The 18328-nt window shown below is 66.0% G+C and carries 15 protein-coding genes; 7 read left to right on the plus strand and 8 right to left on the minus strand.

Annotated features, from left to right (window positions below):
* Positions 1–4 precede the first annotated feature (4 nt).
* The 4 genes from P1X14_RS04290 (at position 5) to P1X14_RS04305 (ending at position 4274) form a co-directional block, all read left to right on the plus strand.
* Positions 5–319 carry a hypothetical protein gene (locus tag P1X14_RS04290; RefSeq protein WP_277314082.1) on the plus strand — a complete coding sequence of 105 codons (315 nt, stop codon included), beginning with the start codon at positions 5–7 and terminating at the stop codon, positions 317–319.
* Positions 320–492: 173 nt separating this feature from the next.
* Entirely contained in the window at positions 493–1914 is a 1422-nt protein-coding gene (locus P1X14_RS04295; RefSeq protein ID WP_277314083.1) for a cell wall hydrolase, read from the plus strand.
* A gap of 75 nt (positions 1915–1989) precedes the next feature.
* The gene (locus P1X14_RS04300; RefSeq protein WP_277314084.1) at positions 1990–3765 is read left to right on the plus strand and encodes a cation:proton antiporter; all 1776 of its coding nucleotides are present in this window, start codon (positions 1990–1992) and stop codon (positions 3763–3765) included.
* Positions 3762–4274, plus strand: coding sequence for a hypothetical protein (locus P1X14_RS04305; RefSeq protein WP_277314085.1), 513 nt, complete (start codon positions 3762–3764; stop codon positions 4272–4274). Before P1X14_RS04300 ends, P1X14_RS04305 begins: the two co-directional genes overlap by 4 nt.
* A 3-nt stretch (positions 4275–4277) precedes the next feature.
* Here the strand turns inward: P1X14_RS04305 and P1X14_RS04310 are convergent, their stop codons facing one another.
* On the minus strand, positions 4278–4604 hold the full coding sequence (locus P1X14_RS04310; protein ID WP_277314086.1) for a hypothetical protein: 327 nt from the start codon (positions 4602–4604) through the stop codon (positions 4278–4280).
* Positions 4601–7258, minus strand: coding sequence for an alanine--tRNA ligase (gene alaS / locus P1X14_RS04315; protein ID WP_277314087.1), 2658 nt, complete (start codon positions 7256–7258; stop codon positions 4601–4603). Before alaS ends, P1X14_RS04310 begins: the two co-directional genes overlap by 4 nt.
* Positions 7259–7370: 112 nt before the next feature.
* Here alaS and P1X14_RS04320 point away from each other — a divergent pair, with 112 nt between their 5' ends.
* A complete protein-coding gene (locus tag P1X14_RS04320) occupies positions 7371–9002 on the plus strand; it encodes a hypothetical protein (RefSeq protein WP_277314088.1) in 1632 nt (543 codons plus the stop codon).
* On the opposite strand, the gene P1X14_RS04325 is transcribed toward P1X14_RS04320, so the two are convergent.
* Positions 8962–10212 (minus strand): Xaa-Pro peptidase family protein, encoded by a 1251-nt coding sequence (locus tag P1X14_RS04325; RefSeq protein WP_277314089.1) that lies wholly within the window; start codon positions 10210–10212, stop codon positions 8962–8964. The genes P1X14_RS04320 and P1X14_RS04325 overlap by 41 nt on opposite strands.
* A gap of 94 nt (positions 10213–10306) precedes the next feature.
* Here P1X14_RS04325 and P1X14_RS04330 point away from each other — a divergent pair, with 94 nt between their 5' ends.
* Entirely contained in the window at positions 10307–11638 is a 1332-nt protein-coding gene (locus tag P1X14_RS04330; protein ID WP_277314090.1) for a dicarboxylate/amino acid:cation symporter, read from the plus strand.
* 125 nt (positions 11639–11763) lie between these two features.
* On the opposite strand, the gene P1X14_RS04335 is transcribed toward P1X14_RS04330, so the two are convergent.
* Both P1X14_RS04335 and recA read right to left on the minus strand, forming a co-directional pair.
* Entirely contained in the window at positions 11764–12390 is a 627-nt protein-coding gene (locus tag P1X14_RS04335; RefSeq protein WP_277314091.1) for a glutathione S-transferase, read from the minus strand.
* Positions 12391–12748: 358 nt separating this feature from the next.
* Positions 12749–13837: a recombinase RecA gene (gene recA / locus P1X14_RS04340; protein WP_277314092.1), complete on the minus strand. Its 1089-nt coding sequence runs from the start codon at positions 13835–13837 to the stop codon at positions 12749–12751.
* A gap of 167 nt (positions 13838–14004) precedes the next feature.
* Between recA and P1X14_RS04345 the strand changes: the two genes are divergently transcribed.
* Positions 14005–14958, plus strand: coding sequence for a TauD/TfdA family dioxygenase (locus tag P1X14_RS04345; protein WP_277314093.1), 954 nt, complete (start codon positions 14005–14007; stop codon positions 14956–14958).
* Positions 14959–14961: 3 nt separating this feature from the next.
* Here the strand turns inward: P1X14_RS04345 and P1X14_RS04350 are convergent, their stop codons facing one another.
* The 3 genes from P1X14_RS04350 to P1X14_RS04360 are packed head-to-tail and all read right to left on the minus strand — an operon-like array spanning position 14962 to position 18322.
* Positions 14962–15315, minus strand: a complete 354-nt coding sequence (locus P1X14_RS04350) for a response regulator (protein ID WP_277314094.1) — start codon at positions 15313–15315, stop codon at positions 14962–14964.
* A 38-nt stretch (positions 15316–15353) separates the two neighbouring features.
* Entirely contained in the window at positions 15354–17744 is a 2391-nt protein-coding gene (locus P1X14_RS04355; protein ID WP_277314095.1) for a response regulator, read from the minus strand.
* A 32-nt stretch (positions 17745–17776) separates the two neighbouring features.
* Positions 17777–18322, minus strand: a complete 546-nt coding sequence (locus P1X14_RS04360) for a hypothetical protein (RefSeq protein WP_277314096.1) — start codon at positions 18320–18322, stop codon at positions 17777–17779.
* Positions 18323–18328 lie beyond the last annotated feature (6 nt).

Here is an 18328-nt window from a genome sequence, read left to right on the forward strand (position 1 = left end):
TCACGTGCGTAACGCGATGATCTGCGTCAGTGTGATGCTGGCGGTATTTCTTGGTTGGCCGCTTGCCTTTGGCAACGGGGGGACTCCGACGCTCGAACAGAGCCGGGCGGAGGCAAGCGCCATTCTCGCGCCGGTGGCGGCTGCCGAGGTGAAGCCGGTTCAGGTTGCAGCGGCTTCCGTGCCGGCCAAGCCAGAAAGCTGCTACAAGCGCTATCAGCGCGAGATTATGCAGTGCAAGGGCGGATCGAGCGCGGCCTGCCGCCTGGGCGCCGCCGATCACTGGGATATGTGCGAAGCCACCGGCTTCTGGCCCGAATAAGCCTGAGCGGCATTATCCACTAACTTGATTCCATGGCGATTATTTCGCCATGGTTCCAACTGTCATCTTTGTGCGTTATGGGCGTCGTCCTCACTCCGCCCAGGAGCACCAAGTTGCGCGTACCTTCGTTTCCTTCGCACCCGACCGCCGACTGCTGAGACGAACGGCTGCGCATGGCGACGACCTTCCTTCAGCCTTCGGATCTTGCGCGCCGCTTCGGCGTGAGCTTGCCGCTGCTCGGCATCCTGCTGGTCATCGCACTCGCCGCACTGGCGCTGCCTGCGCTGATCGTCGCGAATACCCCGCGCACCGTGGTCCACAAGCCGCCCCGCGTCGTGCTCGCCACCCGCGTGGTCCCGCGCAACGAGCTGCCCACGGTCGAGCCGGTCAAGCTGCAGGAAGTCGCGCCGACCGACGCCAAGACGATCAACGACGCCATCCCCTTCTCGACCGAGCCGAACCCGGCCGCCCGCGCCTTCCGCATCTTCGGCACCATGGATAGCCAGGCCCGCGCGATCGATTGCCTTGCGGCCGGCGTCTATTACGAAGCCGGCGACGACGCGATCGGCCAGCGCGCGGTGGCTCAGGTGATCCTGAACCGCATGCGCCATCCCGCCTTCCCCAAGACGGTGTGCGGCGTGGTGTTCCAGGGGCAGGAGCGCACCACCGGCTGCCAGTTCACCTTCACCTGCGACGGCGCGATGTTCCGCTACAAGCCGACCGCCGCGGCATGGGTCCGCGCGCAGGCCGTCGCCCGCATGGCGCTGAACGGGTCGGTCTATGCCCCGGTCGGGCACGCCACACATTACCATACCGACTGGGTCGTGCCCTATTGGAGCGCCAGCCTTGAGAAGATCACCGAGGTGCACACCCACCTCTTCTTCCGCTGGACCGGCTGGTGGGGCACCCCGCCTGCCTTCACCCGTGCCTATGCCGGGATCGAACCGAATATCGGCAAGATGGCGTTGATCTCGACCGCCCATACCGGCGCGCCGCTCGATCCGTCGCTGGCGCTGACGACCGCGACGCCGGAATCGCTCGATCCGCTCGCATCGGTGAACCCCGAGGCGATCAAGGCCGGCGACGTTCCCGGCCCGCAGCCGGACGGCAACAGCTTCCTGATGACGATTCCGAAGGGCATGAGCCCCAACGATTTCGCCAGCCTGGCCATCCGCACCTGTGGCGACCGTCCTTATTGCAAGTTCATGGCCTGGGCCGATCCGGCCAAGACGCCGCGTAACCTGCCGCTGGGTTCGTCGCAGGTCGCGTCGATGTCGTTCAGCTATCTGCGCGACCAGAATCAGGGCTTCGCCAAGGCGCTGTGGAATTGCGAACAGTATCAGCGGCCCAGCCCGGTCCAGTGCATGCGCGCGCAGCCGCTGGCCCGCCCTGCCGCGGTGCCCGCCGAACCCGCACCGGTTTCGCCCGATGGTAACGCCACCGGCCCGAGCGGGCTGAGCGGAGTCCGCCGCAAGGAACCACCTGCCGTCACGCCGCTGCCGGTGACCGTAGAACCCGCGCCGGGCAGCCGCCCGCAGCGCAGCTTCACCCTGCCCGCACCCAAGGCGACAACCGCTCCGGCACCGCGTCCGTAACAATATCTGCGCGAAGGGCAGGTTTTTTGCCCTGTTCCCCATGACAAGCCCGCGCTGAGCCGCTTTAATGGCGCCATGCTCAGTCTGGAAAATAGCAGCTTCAGTGACGCCCTGGTGATTCTGGGTGCGGCGGGGCTGGTCATTCCGGCCTTTGCCCGCTTCCGCGTCAGCCCGGTGATCGGGTTCATCCTTGTCGGCATCCTCGTCGGACCGGCAGGCCTCGGCACGCTCGTCGGCAGCCAGCCCTGGCTTTATTATCTGACGATCAGCGATCCGCACTCGATCGAGCCGTTCGCCGAATTCGGCATCATCCTGCTGCTGTTCTCGATCGGCCTGGAACTGTCGTTCAAGCGACTATGGGCGATGCGAACCCTGGTGTTCGGCGTGGGCGCGGCAGAACTGTTCGGCGCGGGCCTGATCCTCGCGGCTGCGATTTACCTGACCGGGCTGAGCGCAGGCGGCGCAATCGGGCTGGGCCTTGCGCTTGCATTGTCCTCCACCGCGCTGGTGGTGCCGATTGCGGGGACGAGCAGCCCGGTCGGCAAGGCGGCGTTCGCGATGCTGCTGTTCGAGGATCTCGCGCTGGTCCCGATCATCTTCCTGCTCGGCGCGATGGCACCCTCAGCGAGCGAGGCTGGTTGGTGGCCGCTGCTGCTTATCCTCGGCAAGGGCGCGGTGACCGTCGCGATCCTGTTCGTCGGCGGGCGCTTCCTGCTGCCCCGCATGTTCGGACAGGCGGCACGGACCAAGAGCCCGGAACTGTTCCTCGCGGCCAGCCTGCTCGTGGTGATCGTCGCCAGCCTCGCCACCGCCGCATCCGGCCTTTCGCCCATCGTCGGTGCATTGATCGCGGGCCTGCTGATCGCCGAAACCGAATATCACACCGAAGTCGAAGCAATCACCGCACCGTTCAAGGGCCTCGCGCTCGGTGTGTTCCTGCTCACCGTGGGCATGCGGCTGGACCTTGAGTTCGTCCTCGCCAACTGGGCGCAACTGCTCGGCGCGGTCGTGCTGGTGATGACGGTGAAGGTCGCGGTGACCACCGGGCTGCTCAAGCTCTCCGGCGCCCGTACCGGCACTGCCGCGGAAACCGGCGTGCTGATGGCCAGCCCGTCCGAAACCACGCTGATCGTTCTGGGCGTCGCGGCTGCCGCGGGCCTGATCGGCGGCACCACCGCAGCCTTCTGGACCACGGTGACCGCCATCGGCCTCACCGCAACGCCGCTGCTCGCCAAGGGCGGCCAGCTGGTGTCGCGCCTGATCGAGCGGCGCGAGGCGCAGGAGGATTCGCCCGAAGCCGCAATCGACGCAGCCGGCCCCGGCACGGTGGTGATCGGCTTTGGCCGCGTCGGCCGCACCGTGGCCGACATGCTCGAACGTCACGGCCTGCCCTATATCGGCGTCGATGCGGACATCGACAATGTGAACGCCGCCCGCAAGGAAGGCTATTCGGTGCTGTTCGGCGACGTGACGCGCAGCGAACTGGTCGACCGGCTGAACCTGGGCCATGCCAAGGCGCTGATCCTGACGATGGACGATCCGGTGCTGACCGTGCGACTCACCCGCCGCGTGCGCGGATGGGTGCCGGACCTGCCGATCATCACTCGCGCCCGCGATGCGACGCATGCCGCAGAGCTGTACAAGGCCGGCGCGACCGACGCGGTGCCGGAGACGCTCGAAAGCTCGCTCCAGCTATCCGAGGCGCTGCTCGTCGATCTGGGCATCGCGGTCGGCCCGGTGATCGCTTCGATCCATGAGGAGCGCGACAAGATGCGCAAGGCGATTAAGGAAGCCGTCGGCATGGAACGCGAACCGCGCATCCGCCGCGTGCGGAGGGAAGCGGAAGCGTGATCCTCGGCGGATTGCTGCTGATGGCGCTGGTGCAGTCCGCGCCGGATCCGCTGGCGCCGGCGCGCGAGGGCAAGCTGCAATGCACGATGCCGAACGTCGCGAAGAAGAAGTGCCTCGCGATGACCCGCTATACGCCGACGCCCACCGGCCATCGCAACACGACCACCGTGATCATCTCGGCCGCGCCGCTGGTCACCATGGAGATGAGTTCGGAGGGGACGACGGAGGGCGAGGCAGTGTGCGGCGTCCTGCGCCATGAGGATATTCTGGCGGCGACGGTCCGGATCGACGGGCAGCCCATGTCCCCGGCGGACGCGGCGCCGCTGATCGATCGCATGATCGACGGGCTGCAGGAGAATTTCGGAAGGAAGATCTGCACCTGCTTCCGCGCGGAAGGCGATCTGATGGTCTCCGAAGCGGAGATCGACGGCACGCCGCGCGCCGACATGAAGCTCAGCTTCCTCTGGGTACGGCCCGAGGACGGCTATACCGTCGGTTGGGAGCCCTGACGCTCAGCGCGGGATCGGCGGGGCCGTCTTGATACACGCCGCCAGTTCGTCACGGACCGGAGCACTACCACGAGCCAGATCGGCACGTGCGGTATCGAGCGCGGCCCCCAGATCCTGGCCGTAGCGCTCGGAAGCGATCTGCTGGAGCACCACAAGGCGCACCACCGCCATGTGCCACTCGACCGATGCATCGAACACCGCGGCATGATCCGGCGAACCGACGTCCAGCCGTGCGGCCTCGATGGTCGTCAGCGCGTCGCAGCGCAGCGCTTCCGCATAAGCGGGCGTCGTCTGGCCGGCGATCAGCGCCAGCGCTGCCAATTCGATCATGCGGCGGCCTTGGCCTCCGCCAGCGCAGCCTTGACCGCGTCGAGCGCTTCGGCGCCCTTGCCGCCATCGGGTCCACCACCCTGAGCCATGTCGGGACGGCCACCGCCGCCCTGCCCGCCCAGCGCGGCGACCGCGACCTTGACCAGCTCGACCGCGCTCAGGCTCGCGACCAGATCGTCGGTGACGCCGACCGCGACCGAGGCGCGACCTTCGTTCACCGCGACCAAGGCTGCGACGCCCGAGCCGATCCGGCCCTTGGCTTCGTCCACCGCACCGCGCAGCGCCTTGGGATCGAGTCCGTCGATAACCTGCCCGACGAAATTGATGCCAGCCACCTGCTCCGGACCGGCCGGTGCCGCCGCACCACCGCCACCCAGCGCCAGCGCCTTCTTCGCCTCGGCCAGTTCGCGTTCGAGCCGCTTGCGCTCGTCCATCAGCGCCGCGACGCGGGCCGGGACTTCCTCCGGCGAGGACTTCAGCACCGACGCAGCCTCGCGCAGCCGCTCGTCGCGGGCGACCAGCCACAGGCGCGCGGCATCGCCGGTCAGCGCTTCGATCCGGCGAACGCCGGAGGAGACTGCGCTTTCCGAGATGATCTTGAAGATCGCGATATCGCCCAGCGCGTTGACATGCGTGCCCCCGCACAGCTCGACCGAGTAGTGCGCGTCATCCGTATGGCCCATCGAGAGCACGCGGACCTCATCGCCATATTTCTCGCCGAACAGCGCCATGGCGCCCGCCGCAATGGCGTCATCCGGAGTCATCAGGCGCGTGGTGACGCCGTCATTTCCGCGGATATGGCCGTTCACCTCGGCTTCGATCGCCGCGATATCCTCGGGGCTGAGCGCCGAGGGGTGCGAGAAGTCGAAGCGCAGGCGATCCGGCGCGACCAGGCTGCCCTTCTGCGTCACATGCGCGCCGAGCCGGTTGCGCAGCGCCGCGTGGAGCAGGTGAGTCGCGGAATGGTTGGCGCGGACCTGATCGCGGCGCACCGCATCGACGCTGAGCTGGACACTGTCGCCAACCGCAATCTCGCCGCTTTCGATGGTCGCATGATGCGCGTGCAAGCGGCCGAGCGGCTTGGACGTATCGTCCACCAGCGCGCGCAGCTTGTCGTTCGAGATCACGCCCGCATCGCCCATCTGGCCACCGGATTCGCCATAGAAGGGCGTCTGGTTGGTGAGGATGATGACGCTGTCGCCCGCCCCGGCCTTTTCGACCCGCGCACCGTCCTTCACCAGCGCGACGACCTGGCCTTCGCCGGTGGTCGAGGTGTAGCCGGTGAATTCGGTGCCGCCGAGTTCGTCGGCGATGTCGAACCACACGTCTTCGCTGGCCTTGGCGCCCGAGCCCTTCCAGGCGGCGCGCGCATTGGCCTTCTGCTCGGCCATCGCCACGTCGAAACCGGCGCGGTCGACCAGCAGGTTCTGACCACGCAGCGCGTCCTCGGTCAGGTCATAGGGGAAGCCGAACGTGTCGTAGAGCTTGAACGCGGTCGCGCCGGGCAGCGTATCGCCCTCGGCCATGCCCTGCGTCGCTTCGTCGAGCAGGCGCAGGCCGTTGGACAGCGTCTGGCGGAAGCGGGTTTCCTCCTGCAGCAGGGTCGCTTCGATCAGCGGCTGGGCACGGAGCAGTTCCGGGAACGCCGCACCCATCTCGGTCACCAGCGACGGGACGAGCCGGTGCATCAACGGTTCCTTCGCGCCCAGGATATGCGCATGGCGCATCGCGCGACGCATGATCCGGCGCAGGACGTAGCCGCGGCCCTCGTTGGCGGGCAGCACGCCGTCCGCAACCAGGAAGCCCGAGGCGCGCAGGTGATCGGCGATCACGCGGTGGCTCGCCTGATTGTCGCCAGTGGTCGCGGTGCGGGTCAGTGCGCCGCTCTCGGCGATCAGCGCCTTGAACGTGTCGGTATCGTAATTGTCGGTGACGCCCTGAAGCACCGCCGCAACGCGCTCCAGCCCCATGCCGGTGTCGATGCTCGGCTTGGGCAGGTCGCCGATGATCTCGTCATTCTCCTGCACGAACTGCATGAAGACGAGGTTCCAGATCTCGACGAAGCGATCGCCATCCTCGTCCGGCGAACCGGGAGGGCCGCCGAAGATGTGATCGCCATGATCGTAGAAGATTTCCGAACACGGACCGCACGGACCGTCCGAGCCCATCGCCCAGAAATTATCCTTGGTCGGGATGCGGATGATCCGGCTCTCAGGGAGCCCTGCGATCTTCTTCCACAGGTCGAACGCCTGATCGTCGGTGTGATAGACGGTGGCGGTCAGCCGCTCCGCAGGGATGCCCCATTCCTTGGTCAGCAGGGTCCAGGCGTGAGTGATCGCCTGTTCCTTGAAATAATCGCCGAACGAGAAATTGCCGAGCATTTCGAAGAAGGTGTGATGCCGCGCGGTGTAGCCGACATTGTCCAGATCATTGTGCTTGCCGCCGGCGCGGACGCACTTCTGCGACGAGGTCGCGGTCGAATAGGGACGCGTTTCCTGGCCGGTGAACACGTTCTTGAACGGCACCATGCCCGCGTTGACGAACATCAGCGTGGGATCGTTGTGCGGGACGAGCGGCGCCGATGCGACGCGGGCATGCCCCTGCCCTTCGAAATAGTCGAGGAACGAGCGGCGGATATCGTTGGTGGACGTCATGGATGCGACTTAGGCGAGCAACACTTCATCGACAAGCGGTGGGGTGGCAGCAATGCGATCCTGCAGCTATCGTTGCAATCTGGCCACGGGGGATATCGATTTGCGCAGCTGGATGATCGCACCGACCTTGCTGCTGCTCACCAGCGCGGCACCGCCGCCCGAGCAGCCCTTCGATCTCGCCAGCCTGATGCAATATTGCGGCGGCGGCCCCGGCGAACCGGCCGCGGACAAGACCGAATTGCTCACCGGCTATGGCCAGGGCGGGTTCCCGATCCGCACTGCGAAGCCCGAGGCACAGGCATTCTTCGACAATGGCGTCCAGCTGGGCCACGCCTTTGCGCACAAGGCCTCGATCAAGGCGTTCGAGGAAGCGGTGCGGATCGATCCGAACTGCGCGATGTGCGCATGGGGCGAGGCGTGGTCGAAGGGGCCGACGCTCAACTATGGCGTGTCGGATACCGAAGCCGCAGAACTGACCAAGATCGCGGCCCGGGCGCAAAGCCTGTCCGAAGGCGCGCCGCCGCTGGAGCGCGAGCTGATTGCAGCGATGGTGAAGCGCTATCCGGCCGGCAAGGTCGACGCTGCCGCCTATGCCACCGCGATGGACGCGCTGGCCAAGGCGCACCCCGACAATGACGCGGTGAACGTGCTGGCGGCCGAAGCACTGATGCTCGCCTCGTCGGGCAAGGACTGGGCGGCCGAACTGGCGCGGCCGGTGGAATTGCTCGAGACGGTGCTGAAGCGCGACGACGATTATGCGCCCGCGATCCATTTCTACATCCATGCGACCGAGATCGCCGGATACCCTGCCCGAGCTGAGGTGTTCGCTGACCGGCTGGAACGCGTCGCACCCTCGGCCAGCCATCTCGTACACATGCCGTCGCACACCTATTACTGGATCGGCCGCTATGCCGATGCCGCGACGTCGAACCTGCGCGCGGTCAATCTGGGCATCGAGAATGCGAAGCGGCTGAAACTGCCGGAGCCGGATGGCGTGTGGACGCTCATCTATCATGGCCACAATGTGCATTTCGGCATGGGCGGCGCGCTGATGTCCGGCGACGCCACCACCGGCCTCGCGCTGGCGCGGCCGATGATCGAAATGTCGAAGCGATCGGGCAAGCTGGGCAATTTCCAGCAGCTCGTGCTGGGCCAGGCCTTCGTCACCGTGGCCAAGTTCGCGCCGGTGGAGGAGATGCTGGCGATCCCGCGGCCCAGCGACGAGAATGCCGCGGCACAGGCGCTGTGGCACTATGCCCGCGGCGAAGCACTGGCGCGCAAGGGCGATGCAAAGGCGATCCGTGCCGAGGCCCGGGCGGTGCCGGGCAGGCTGGCCGGGGACAAGAGCGGCGTTGCCAGCCGCGTGTTGCGGATCAGCCGGTACGTGCTGGAAGGCCGCGCCGCGATGCTCGAAGGGCGGTATGACCGTGCCGCCAAGCTGTTCGGCAAGGCCGCGGCGATCGAGGAAGTCGATCCGATCAAGTCCTATTCCGATCCGCCGATCTGGTGGTACCCGGTCCGCCGCGACATCGCCGCGGCACTGCTCGCCAAGGGCGATGCGGCGGGTGCGGTTCGCGAAGCCACCGCGTCGCTGAACCTGCGGCCCAACGATCCGGCAGCGCTGGAGATACGCGGCAAGGCTCAGGCGAAGCTCGGCAACAACGCCGCCTCGCAGCGCGATCTTGCCCAGGCCCGCGCGGCGCTCAGCCCATCGGCCGCTCGATCGAAGCGGGCGGCTGGCTGAACCATTTCGGCCCGGCTCCGGTCATGTGGAAGCAATCCTCCAGACGGATGCCGAAGCTGCCCGGAATGTAGATGCCCGGCTCGTTCGAGAAGCACATGCCCGGGGCGAGCGGAGTCTTCTCGCCGCGGACGAGGTTGATCGGCTCGTGACCGTCCATGCCGATGCCGTGCCCGGTGCGGTGCGACAGGCCAGGCAGCTTGTAATCGGGACCATAGCCTAGCGACGTATAGTAGCTGCGCACCGCGTCATCGACGCTGCCCGCGGGCACGCCGGGCCTTGCCGCCTCGAACGCGATCTGCTGGCCGCGGCGCATCCGGTCCCACACCTTGCGCTGTTCGGCACTGGCATCGCCGAAGACGAAGCTGCGCGAGACGTCGGACTGATAGCCATGCACATTGGCGCCGCAGTCCATCAGCACGACTTCGCCCTTCACCACCTTTTGCGGCTTGCCGGTGCCGTGCGGATAGGCCGCAGCTTCGCCCAGCAGGATCAGGTTGAACTCGACACCACCGCCTAGCTTGACCGTGGCCGCGGCCATCAGTGCGCCGATATCGGTGTTGCTCATCCCCGCCTCGATCCGCGGATATGTCCAGCGATAGGCGGCGATGGTCACGTCGGTGGCGAGTTGCATCAGCGCGATCTCGGGCGCGGTCTTGATCATCCGGCAGCCGCGCACGACCGGGTTCGCCGAAACGAGCCGCGTCGAGGGCAGCACTTTGCGCAGCCCGTCCACCGCGAAGAAGCGCACCGTCTCCTCGATCCCGATGGGACGGTTCGCGAGCTTGCGGTCCTTCAGGAAGCCCGCGACCACCGCGAGCGGATCCTCATGCTCCTGCCAGACGCGGACTTCGGCCGGAATACCGAGCGATTCGCGGACCGACGGCTCCTCGAAAAAGGGCGTGACGATGCACGGATCGCCTTCGACCGGCAGGATCGCGGCGGTCAGCCGCTCGCTGCGCCACCAATGGACGCCGGTGAAATAGATCAGCGACGAACCCGGTTCGATCAGCACCGCGCCGATGCCGTTGGCCTTCATCAGCGACTGTGCGCGGGCGATGCGGGCGCGGCGTTCGTCCCGGCCGATCGGGACCGCGCCGCCGGTCAGGTCCTTCAGATCGGACAGGTCCGGCTCGGCGGCGCGGAGCAGGCCCGGCGTCGCGAGCAGCGGGGCGGTGGCAGCGGCGGCGAGCAGAGCGCGGCGGTTGAACATGTCGATCCTCCTGACCCCAAGCGATACGGTCCTTGACCCGGCGGCAACAATCCCCTTCCTTGCGCGCCAATAACTGATTTTGGGGGATTCCCGCGTGGGCAAGCGACTTACCTGGTTCATCATAGCCGGCCTGATCCTGGGCGGGCTGATCGGCTATGGCCTGAACATCACCTACGCGCCGCAGGGCGATGCCGGGAAGGCCGTGCTCGAAAAGGCCGCCTATTATCTCGATATCCCGACCCAGATGTTCCTGCATCTGATCAAGATGATCATCGCGCCGCTGGTCGTTTCCACGCTGGTGGTCGGCATCGCCCATATGGGCGGCGGCAGCGCGATCGGCCGGGTCGGCGCCAAGGCGTTCCTGTGGTTCGTCACGGCCAGCCTGATCTCGCTCTCGCTCGGCCTGGTGCTGGTCAATGTGCTGCAGCCCGGCGTCGGCGTGAACCTGCCTTTGCCCGATATCGCGGCGTCGAGCGGCGTGGATCGCTCCGGCTTCGACGTGGCCAAATTCTTCATCCACATCGTGCCGACCTCGGCGCTCGACGCGATGGCCAAGAACGACATCCTCCAGATCGTGATCTTCTCGCTGTTCTTCGGCGTCGGTCTGGCGGCTGTCGGCGAGAAGGGCGCGCCGATCGTGCGCGGCATGGAAGCACTGGTGCAGGTGATGCTGACCGTCACCGGATATGTCATGATGTTCGCGCCGATCGCGGTGTTCTGCGCCGTGGCGCGGACACTGGCGACCAAGGGCGTCGAGGTGATCGGCCAGCTCGCTTACTTCATGGGCAGCTTCTATATCGGCCTCGCGATCCTGTGGGCGGTGCTGCTGGGTGCCTGCTTCCTCGTGATCGGCCGGCGGACGGGACAGCTGTTCCGCTATCTGCGCGATCCGATCCTGCTGGGCTTCTCGACCGCGTCGTCCGAAGCCGCCTATCCGCGCACGCTCGACGCGCTCGACCGGTTCGGCGTGCCGCCCAAGATCGCCAGCTTCGTGCTGCCGCTGGGCTATTCGTTCAACCTCGACGGCTCGATGATGTACATGACCTTCGCGTCGATCTTCATCGCACAGGCCTATGGCATCCATCTCGACTGGCCGACGATGATCTCGATGCTGCTGATCCTGATGGTCACCAGCAAGGGCATCGCCGGCGTGCCGCGCGCCAGCCTGGTCGTCATCACCGGTACGCTGGCGCATTTCGACATTCCGGAAGCAGGCATCCTGCTGATCCTGGCGGTCGATCACTTCCTCGACATGGGCCGCACCGCGACCAATGTGGTGGGCAATGCGGTCGCCAGCGTGGTCGTGGCGCGCTGGGAGGGTCAACTCGATCCGCCGCAGCCGGCAGAACTCAGCGTTGCCGTCGCGGGCACGCCGGTCGGGACCGCGAATGCAGACAGTTTCGAGGATTACGGCGCCAAGTCGTAACCGCGGATCTGGTTTGAAGGTTCAAAGAGCCGGCGGCCGCAAGGCTGCCGGCTCTTTCCGTTTGGAGCGGATGAAATCCAACATTTCAAGCCGGTGGTTCCGGCTCGGTCGAGAAGCAGATGCCGTCAGGCGTAGGCGTACGGCCCGCCGCGGGCGAGTGCGGCCTGATAGGCCGGGCGGGCATGGATGGTCTTGAGCCACTTCGCGATGTGCGGGCGGCCTTCGGTGGCACCGGCGCGGGCGACGGCGGCTTCGAGGGGGAAGCTCATCATCACGTCGGCGGCGGTGAAGCTGTCGCCGGCGAACCAGTCGCGGCCGGCCAGTTCGGATTCGATCCAGTTGAGATGGACGTCGATCATCGGCTGGATGCGCTTCTGACCGGCCTTGCCGAAGATCGGGATGCGGGTCAGCACCAGCTTGACCAGCAAGGGCGGCATCAGCGAACCCTCGGCATAGTGCATGAAGTGGCGGTAGCGCAGCGCATCCTCGCGATGTGCAGGCGATCCGAGGCGGCCATCGGCCTTTTCGACGATATATTCGACGATCGCCGCAGTCTCCGCGATGGTGTTCGCGCCATCGGTGATGACCGGCGACTTGCCGAGCGGATGGACCGCGCGAAGCTCGGGCGGAGCGAGCATGGTCTTCTTGTTCCGCTCGTAGCGGACCACCTCATAAGGAAGCCCAAGTTCCTCGAGCAGCCAGAGGACGCGCTGCGAGCGGGAATTCTCGAGATGGTGGACGGTGATGGTCATGGGGCCGGATCCTCTCGCCTGTTTGGGGCAGCGTAGCGGGATCGGGGAGCGTCTCAAGCGGTTCCGCGAGGCTCGCGGCTCACCCTCACCTTCCGCCGGCTTCGCCGGCTCCCTCAGCATCGGGTAAACAGTGCCCCGCACTGTTTAGGCCATGCCGGGGGCATGGCCGACCCGATGCTCCCAAAGGGAGAGGAATTTTGACGCCGGAAAGGCCCGGCGCGAGGCAACGCGCCGGGCCTCCCGATGGGACCTGCCCGTGACCGCTGCCCTCACGCATCAAGCGCCGGAGCGGCCGAAAAACATCTCACAGAGTCACAAGAGTCACACTGGCTACGCGTGCGCGCACGCGGGGCCGGTCTTACAGATCGTCTTCGCTGCCCTCGGCATCCGGCTCGGGGCCGGTCATCATTTCCTCGGCGACCTGCGCGGTGCGGTTGCGGATCGCGGATTCGAGACGGGTGCAGACGTCCGGATTTTCCTTGAGGAACGTCTTCGAATTCTCGCGGCCCTGACCGATGCGGATGCTGTCATAGCTGAACCAGGCGCCCGACTTTTCGACCAGCCCGGCCTTGACGCCGAGATCGAGAATCTCGCCGATCTTCGAGATGCCTTCGCCATACATGATGTCGAATTCGATCTGCTTGAACGGCGGGGCGACCTTGTTCTTCACCACCTTCACGCGGGTGGTGTTGCCGATGATATCGTCGCGGTCCTTGATCTGGCCGGTGCGGCGGATGTCGAGACGGACCGACGCGTAGAATTTCAGCGCGTTGCCGCCGGTCGTGGTTTCCGGATTGCCGTACATCACGCCGATCTTCATGCGCAGCTGGTTGATGAAGATCACCATGCAGCGCGAGCGGCTGATCGAGCCGGTCAGCTTGCGCAGCGACTGCGACATCAGGCGGGCCTGAAGGCCGACATGACTGTCGCCCATTTCGCCCTCGATCTCGGCACGGGGAACCAGCGCAGCGACCGAGTCCACCACCAGCACGTCGATCGCGTTGGAGCGGACCAGCGTATCGACGATTTCGAGCGCCTGTTCGCCGGTGTCGGGCTGCGACACGATCAGTTCGTCGATGTTGACGCCCAGCTTCTTGGCATAGACCGGATCGAGCGCATGCTCGGCGTCGACGAATGCCGCGGTGCCGCCACCCTTCTGCGCTTCGGCGATGACATGGAGAGCAAGCGTGGTCTTGCCCGAGCTTTCCGGACCATAGACTTCGATCACGCGGCCGCGCGGCAGGCCGCCGACGCCCAGCGCGATATCGAGGCCGAGCGAGCCGGTCGAGATCGCCTCGACCTGCATCGTCTCCTTCGAGCCGAGGCGCATCGCGCTGCCCTTGCCGAAGGCGCGATCGATCTGCGCCAGTGCGGCGTCGAGCGCCTTCTGCTTTTCGCTGGTGGGGGGTGCCATTTTGTTGTCGATGACCTTCAGGGATGCTGCCATTTTCGATGCCCTCGCCACGTGAAGTTGTCCACCATTCGTTTGCTGTTGGAACGCCTCGTATCGCGTTTGTTCCACAAGAACAAGAGCGGAACAGCCAAAATGGAACAAAAAGTGTCCAATACGTCGCTGGCATGATCCGCACGGCGATGCCATGAGGGCATGTGGGCATGATAACGGACATTCGCGCACCGGAGCATGGCAGCGCATTGGCGATCGGCGACGCGACCGGCGCAGGCAGCCTCGCCGACGTGCCGATGGCCGCGGTCGAAGCGGCGCTGAAGACCCATGGCGCTGTGCTGATCCGCGGTTTCGCGCCCGACGTCGCCGCCTTCCGCGCGTTCAGCGATCCGTTTTGCAGCAGCTGGGTGATGAACGAAGCGCCCAATCGCGATCTGATCGATCCGGAACATAATATCCAGTCGGTCGATCGGGGCGGCGATCCCTTCTCGCTCCATTCGGAAATGTCGCGCGCGCCGTGGCGGCCGGATATCTGCTTCTTCTATTGCGTCCGCGCGCCATCGAGCGGGGGCGAGACGACGATCTGCGACGGCCGCGAGATCGTCCGCGCGTTGCCGGCCGAAGTGCGCGACGGGCTGCTGCGGCAGCGCTTCCTCTACATGCGGAACGTGTCGACCCGCGTGCTGGAGTTCTGGCTGGGCACCGAGACGCCGAGCGCCGAGCAACTCGCCAATCCGCCCGCGGCATGCCCGTTCCGCTTCATCCGGCGCGAGAATGGCGTGGTCAGCGTGTTTACCCGGCCTGCCCTGCCCGGATCGCTGTTCGGCGACGAACCGGTGCTGGCCAATTTCCTGCTGTTCGCGCGCGAGATGCACCGCAACCTCGACTATCCGCTGCTGGCCAATGGCCGCCGCGTGCCGGACGAATGGGTTGCGGCGATCCAGGAAACCAGCAGGAAGCTGACTCAGGCAGTGTGCTGGCAGGACGGCGACCTGCTGCTGCTCGACAATAGCCGCTTCATGCATGGCCGCGCGCGCGTGCTGGATACGGACGAGCGGGTGATCGCGTCGCGGTTCGGCTATCTGAAGGGCGTGAGCGGCGATCCCGAAGGTCCGGCGGACCCGATCTGGCGGCGCGGGGCGTTCGTGCCGCCGGGGAAGTAGCGGTCAGCCCAGCGCGTCGAGCGCCTTTTCCACCGCGTCCATCGTGAAGGGCTTGGACAGCACCGGACGGTCGCGATGCGCCTCCGCCACGCTATCGCCGCTGCCGCCGGTGGCGAGGACGAAGGGGATGCCGAGTTCGGCGAGCTTGTCCGCGATCGGCCAGCTCTGTTCCCCGCCGCGCAGATTCACGTCGAGGATCGCTGCATCGATCCCGCCCGCGGCGATCAGATCGAGCGCGGCGGCGACATTGTCGGCACTGCCCGCCAGTTGGCGATCGAGCATTTCGAGGAAATCCTCGAGCATCATCGCGATCAGGGGTTCGTCCTCGACGATCAGGATATTGTGCGGGCCAGGCATGGCGGAACGTTTTGCAGATTCGATTCCGCGCGCCAAGCCTATTTCGTTGCCAAGGCGTCCCGAGTGGCTTCCGCAAGCTGCTGAACCGAAAAGGGTTTCGGCAGGAAGGCGACATTATCGAGATCGATCGACTTGCGCAGCTGTTCCTCGGCATAGCCCGACATGAACAGAATCGGCAGATCGGGATATTTTGCGCGGACATGGCGGGCCATGGTTGGGCCGTCCATCAGCGGCATGACGACGTCCGAAACGAGCAGGTCGGGCTTCTCGACCGTCTCGAGCAATTCGAGCGCGACTTCGCCATTTTCGGCGGTGATCACGGTATAGCCCTGGCGGCTGAGCGCGCGTTCGGCGATGGCGCGGACCATGTCCTCGTCCTCGACCACCAGCACGGTGCCGCTGCCCCAGGTGTCGGCGGGCTTTTCCTTGGCCGGAAGCGGCGCCTTGGCAACAGTCGCTTCGGGCGCGGTATGGACCGGCAGGTAGATGACGAACTCCGCCCCGCCCTCCGGGATATTGTCGGCGAAGATATAGCCGCCGGATTGTTTGACGATGCCGTAAACGGTCGAGAGGCCGAGACCGGTGCCCTTGCCGACTTCCTTGGTGGTGAAGAACGGCTCGAATATCTTGCCGAGCAGTTCGGGCGGGATGCCGGTGCCGGTGTCGGCGATGCGCAGCGCGGTATAATCGCCGACCGGCAGGATATCGTCGTCCATCTGGCGTACCTGCGCCGCGGTGACCCCCGCAGTCTCGATCGTCACCGTGCCGCCGCCATTGGGGCTTTTCGAAAGCATCGCGTCGCGCGCATTGACCGCCAGATTGACGATCACCTGTTCGAGCTGACCGGGATCGGCGCGGACCGGCCCCAGATTGCGGCCGTGATTCACTTCGAGGCGCACGGTTTCGCCGAGCAGCCGCTTGAGCAGGTTCGAAACCTCGGAAATGACGTCGGGCAGCTGAAGCACCTGCGGGCGCAGCGTCTGCTGGCGCGAGAAGGCGAGCAGCTGGCGCGTCAGTGACGCGGCGCGGTTCGAATTGGCGCGGATCTGCTGGATGTCATCATAATCGCTGTCGCCGGGCGAATGGCGCAACATCATCAGATCGCAATGGCCGATGATCGCGGTCAGGATATTGTTGAAGTCGTGCGCAACGCCGCCGGCGAGCTGGCCGACCGCCTGCATCTTGGTAGCCTGCGCGACCTGGCGCTTGAGCTTGCCCTCCTCGCCCGAATCCTTGAGGCTGATCAGCACCGCCGCATCGCCAAGACCGCGCGCACCGGCGATCTTGATCGCGACGCCTTCGTCGGGCGCATCGGTGAAGCGGACAGTCATCTCGACCGATTGCGGCGCGCCGCTGCCGAACTTGCGCACCGCATCGGCCAGCGCGCCCTTGTCCTCACGCACCACCAGATCGCCCGGATAGAGCGGCGGCGCGGCAGCGTTGATCCGCGCGGCGCGGACGAACGCATCGTTCATGCTGACGAACCGGCCGTCGCGATCGACCAGCGCGATGCCCGACGGCAGCAGCGCAATCAGCGAGCGGACATGCGCACTGGCCGAGGCGCCGATCGCCGGGGTGACGGCATGGCCCGGCTCCTCGTCGAGCAAGGCAACGAGCATTGGCGCATCCTCGCCATCGAGGAACGGGATCTGCAGCACGCGCAGCGGGGTGCCGGTCAGCCCCTCGCGCTCGAAATGGACCAGACCATTGGTGTCGGTGACGAGCAGGCGCGCGAAATCGCGGCCCTCCACATTGGCCTCGCTATTGCCCATGGCGCGGGCGCGGAACACGCGATTGGCCGAGCGGATGCGGCCTTCGGGCGAGACCATCACGGTCATGATCCCCGCCCCGCCCATCCGGTCGCCGGTATGGCCCGCGATCAGCGCCTCGACCTGCGCCGCGAGATCGAGCGCCTGCACGCCGATGAAGCGCCAGACGAGCGTTTCATCGCCAACCCGGGCGATGCGCGCGGCGACGGGTGCGCCGAACACGTCGATCCCCTCAAGCCGCGCTTCGCCGTCGCGCCAGGCGGTGTGGCCCGCTTCGGTAAGGCGCTGATTGGCGGCATCGTTGACCGGCAGGCCCGGCGGAGTCGGGAAGCCGGCGAAGAGGATTTCGTAGCGGTCATTCGCGCAGACCAGGCGCCCCGCGCGATCGGTGACGGCGAGCGCATCGTCGCTGGCCGCGGCGAGCGCCTGTGCCACCGACCAGTCGATCACGGCTTCCGGGGCTTCGTCCTGCTGCAACAGGCGGCGCGCGGCGAAGATGGCGCCGGCAGCGAGGATGCCCGCCGCGACGAAACCGATCGCGATGGCGCGCTCGTTCAGCGACAGCAGGACGACGGCCGCGGCCGCGAACCCGGCGAGGATCGCGGCCAGCAAGGGCATCATCGGTCTGGATGCGGAGGAGGATGCCGGAATGGTCGCCATGGACTTACCGATGTTCGGTTGGGCTTGACGGGTCAAGCGATCTTGCGGCGGGCAAATTCAAGCTTGGCGGCTTTGGCCGCGGAGAGATCTCTTTCCCAAGGATCAAGCATAGCAATATATTCCACGTAGCGCTCGGCTTTCCATAGCTGCTCAGCAGCTGCGAGCGCTCTATCACGGTCGTGATTTCGCCAGCCCTCCTTCGCAAGCTCAAGCTGCACTTCACGCAGACGTGGCAGCAATTGATCATCCTGCGACGTGAGCAGAGTACCGTGTCGCTGGATCAGCCCAGCCAGCCGCCGCAGCCCCGCTGCAAGGCATTCTTCGCTGCCGCCGACAATTGAGCTCGCAAACGGCCAATCCGCATCCGCTTTGCCGAGCATCATCCAAAGTGGAACTTGCGCCCCCCCACTCGTCGCGTTGACAGTGATCGTGAGTTCACCGCGAGGATCATAGTAAAAGAGCAGTTCGAAGTATCGACCGACATATCGCCAGACATCGGACTTTATCGATACGGGCAAGAAACCCAGCGCCTTCAGGGTCGGCGCGATTTCGGTCTCTATCAGCTTGCCGACGTCCATATCCGA

It is taken from the genome of Sphingomonas sp. AOB5 (genome assembly GCF_029433115.1).
Lineage (GTDB): Bacteria > Pseudomonadota > Alphaproteobacteria > Sphingomonadales > Sphingomonadaceae > Sphingomonas.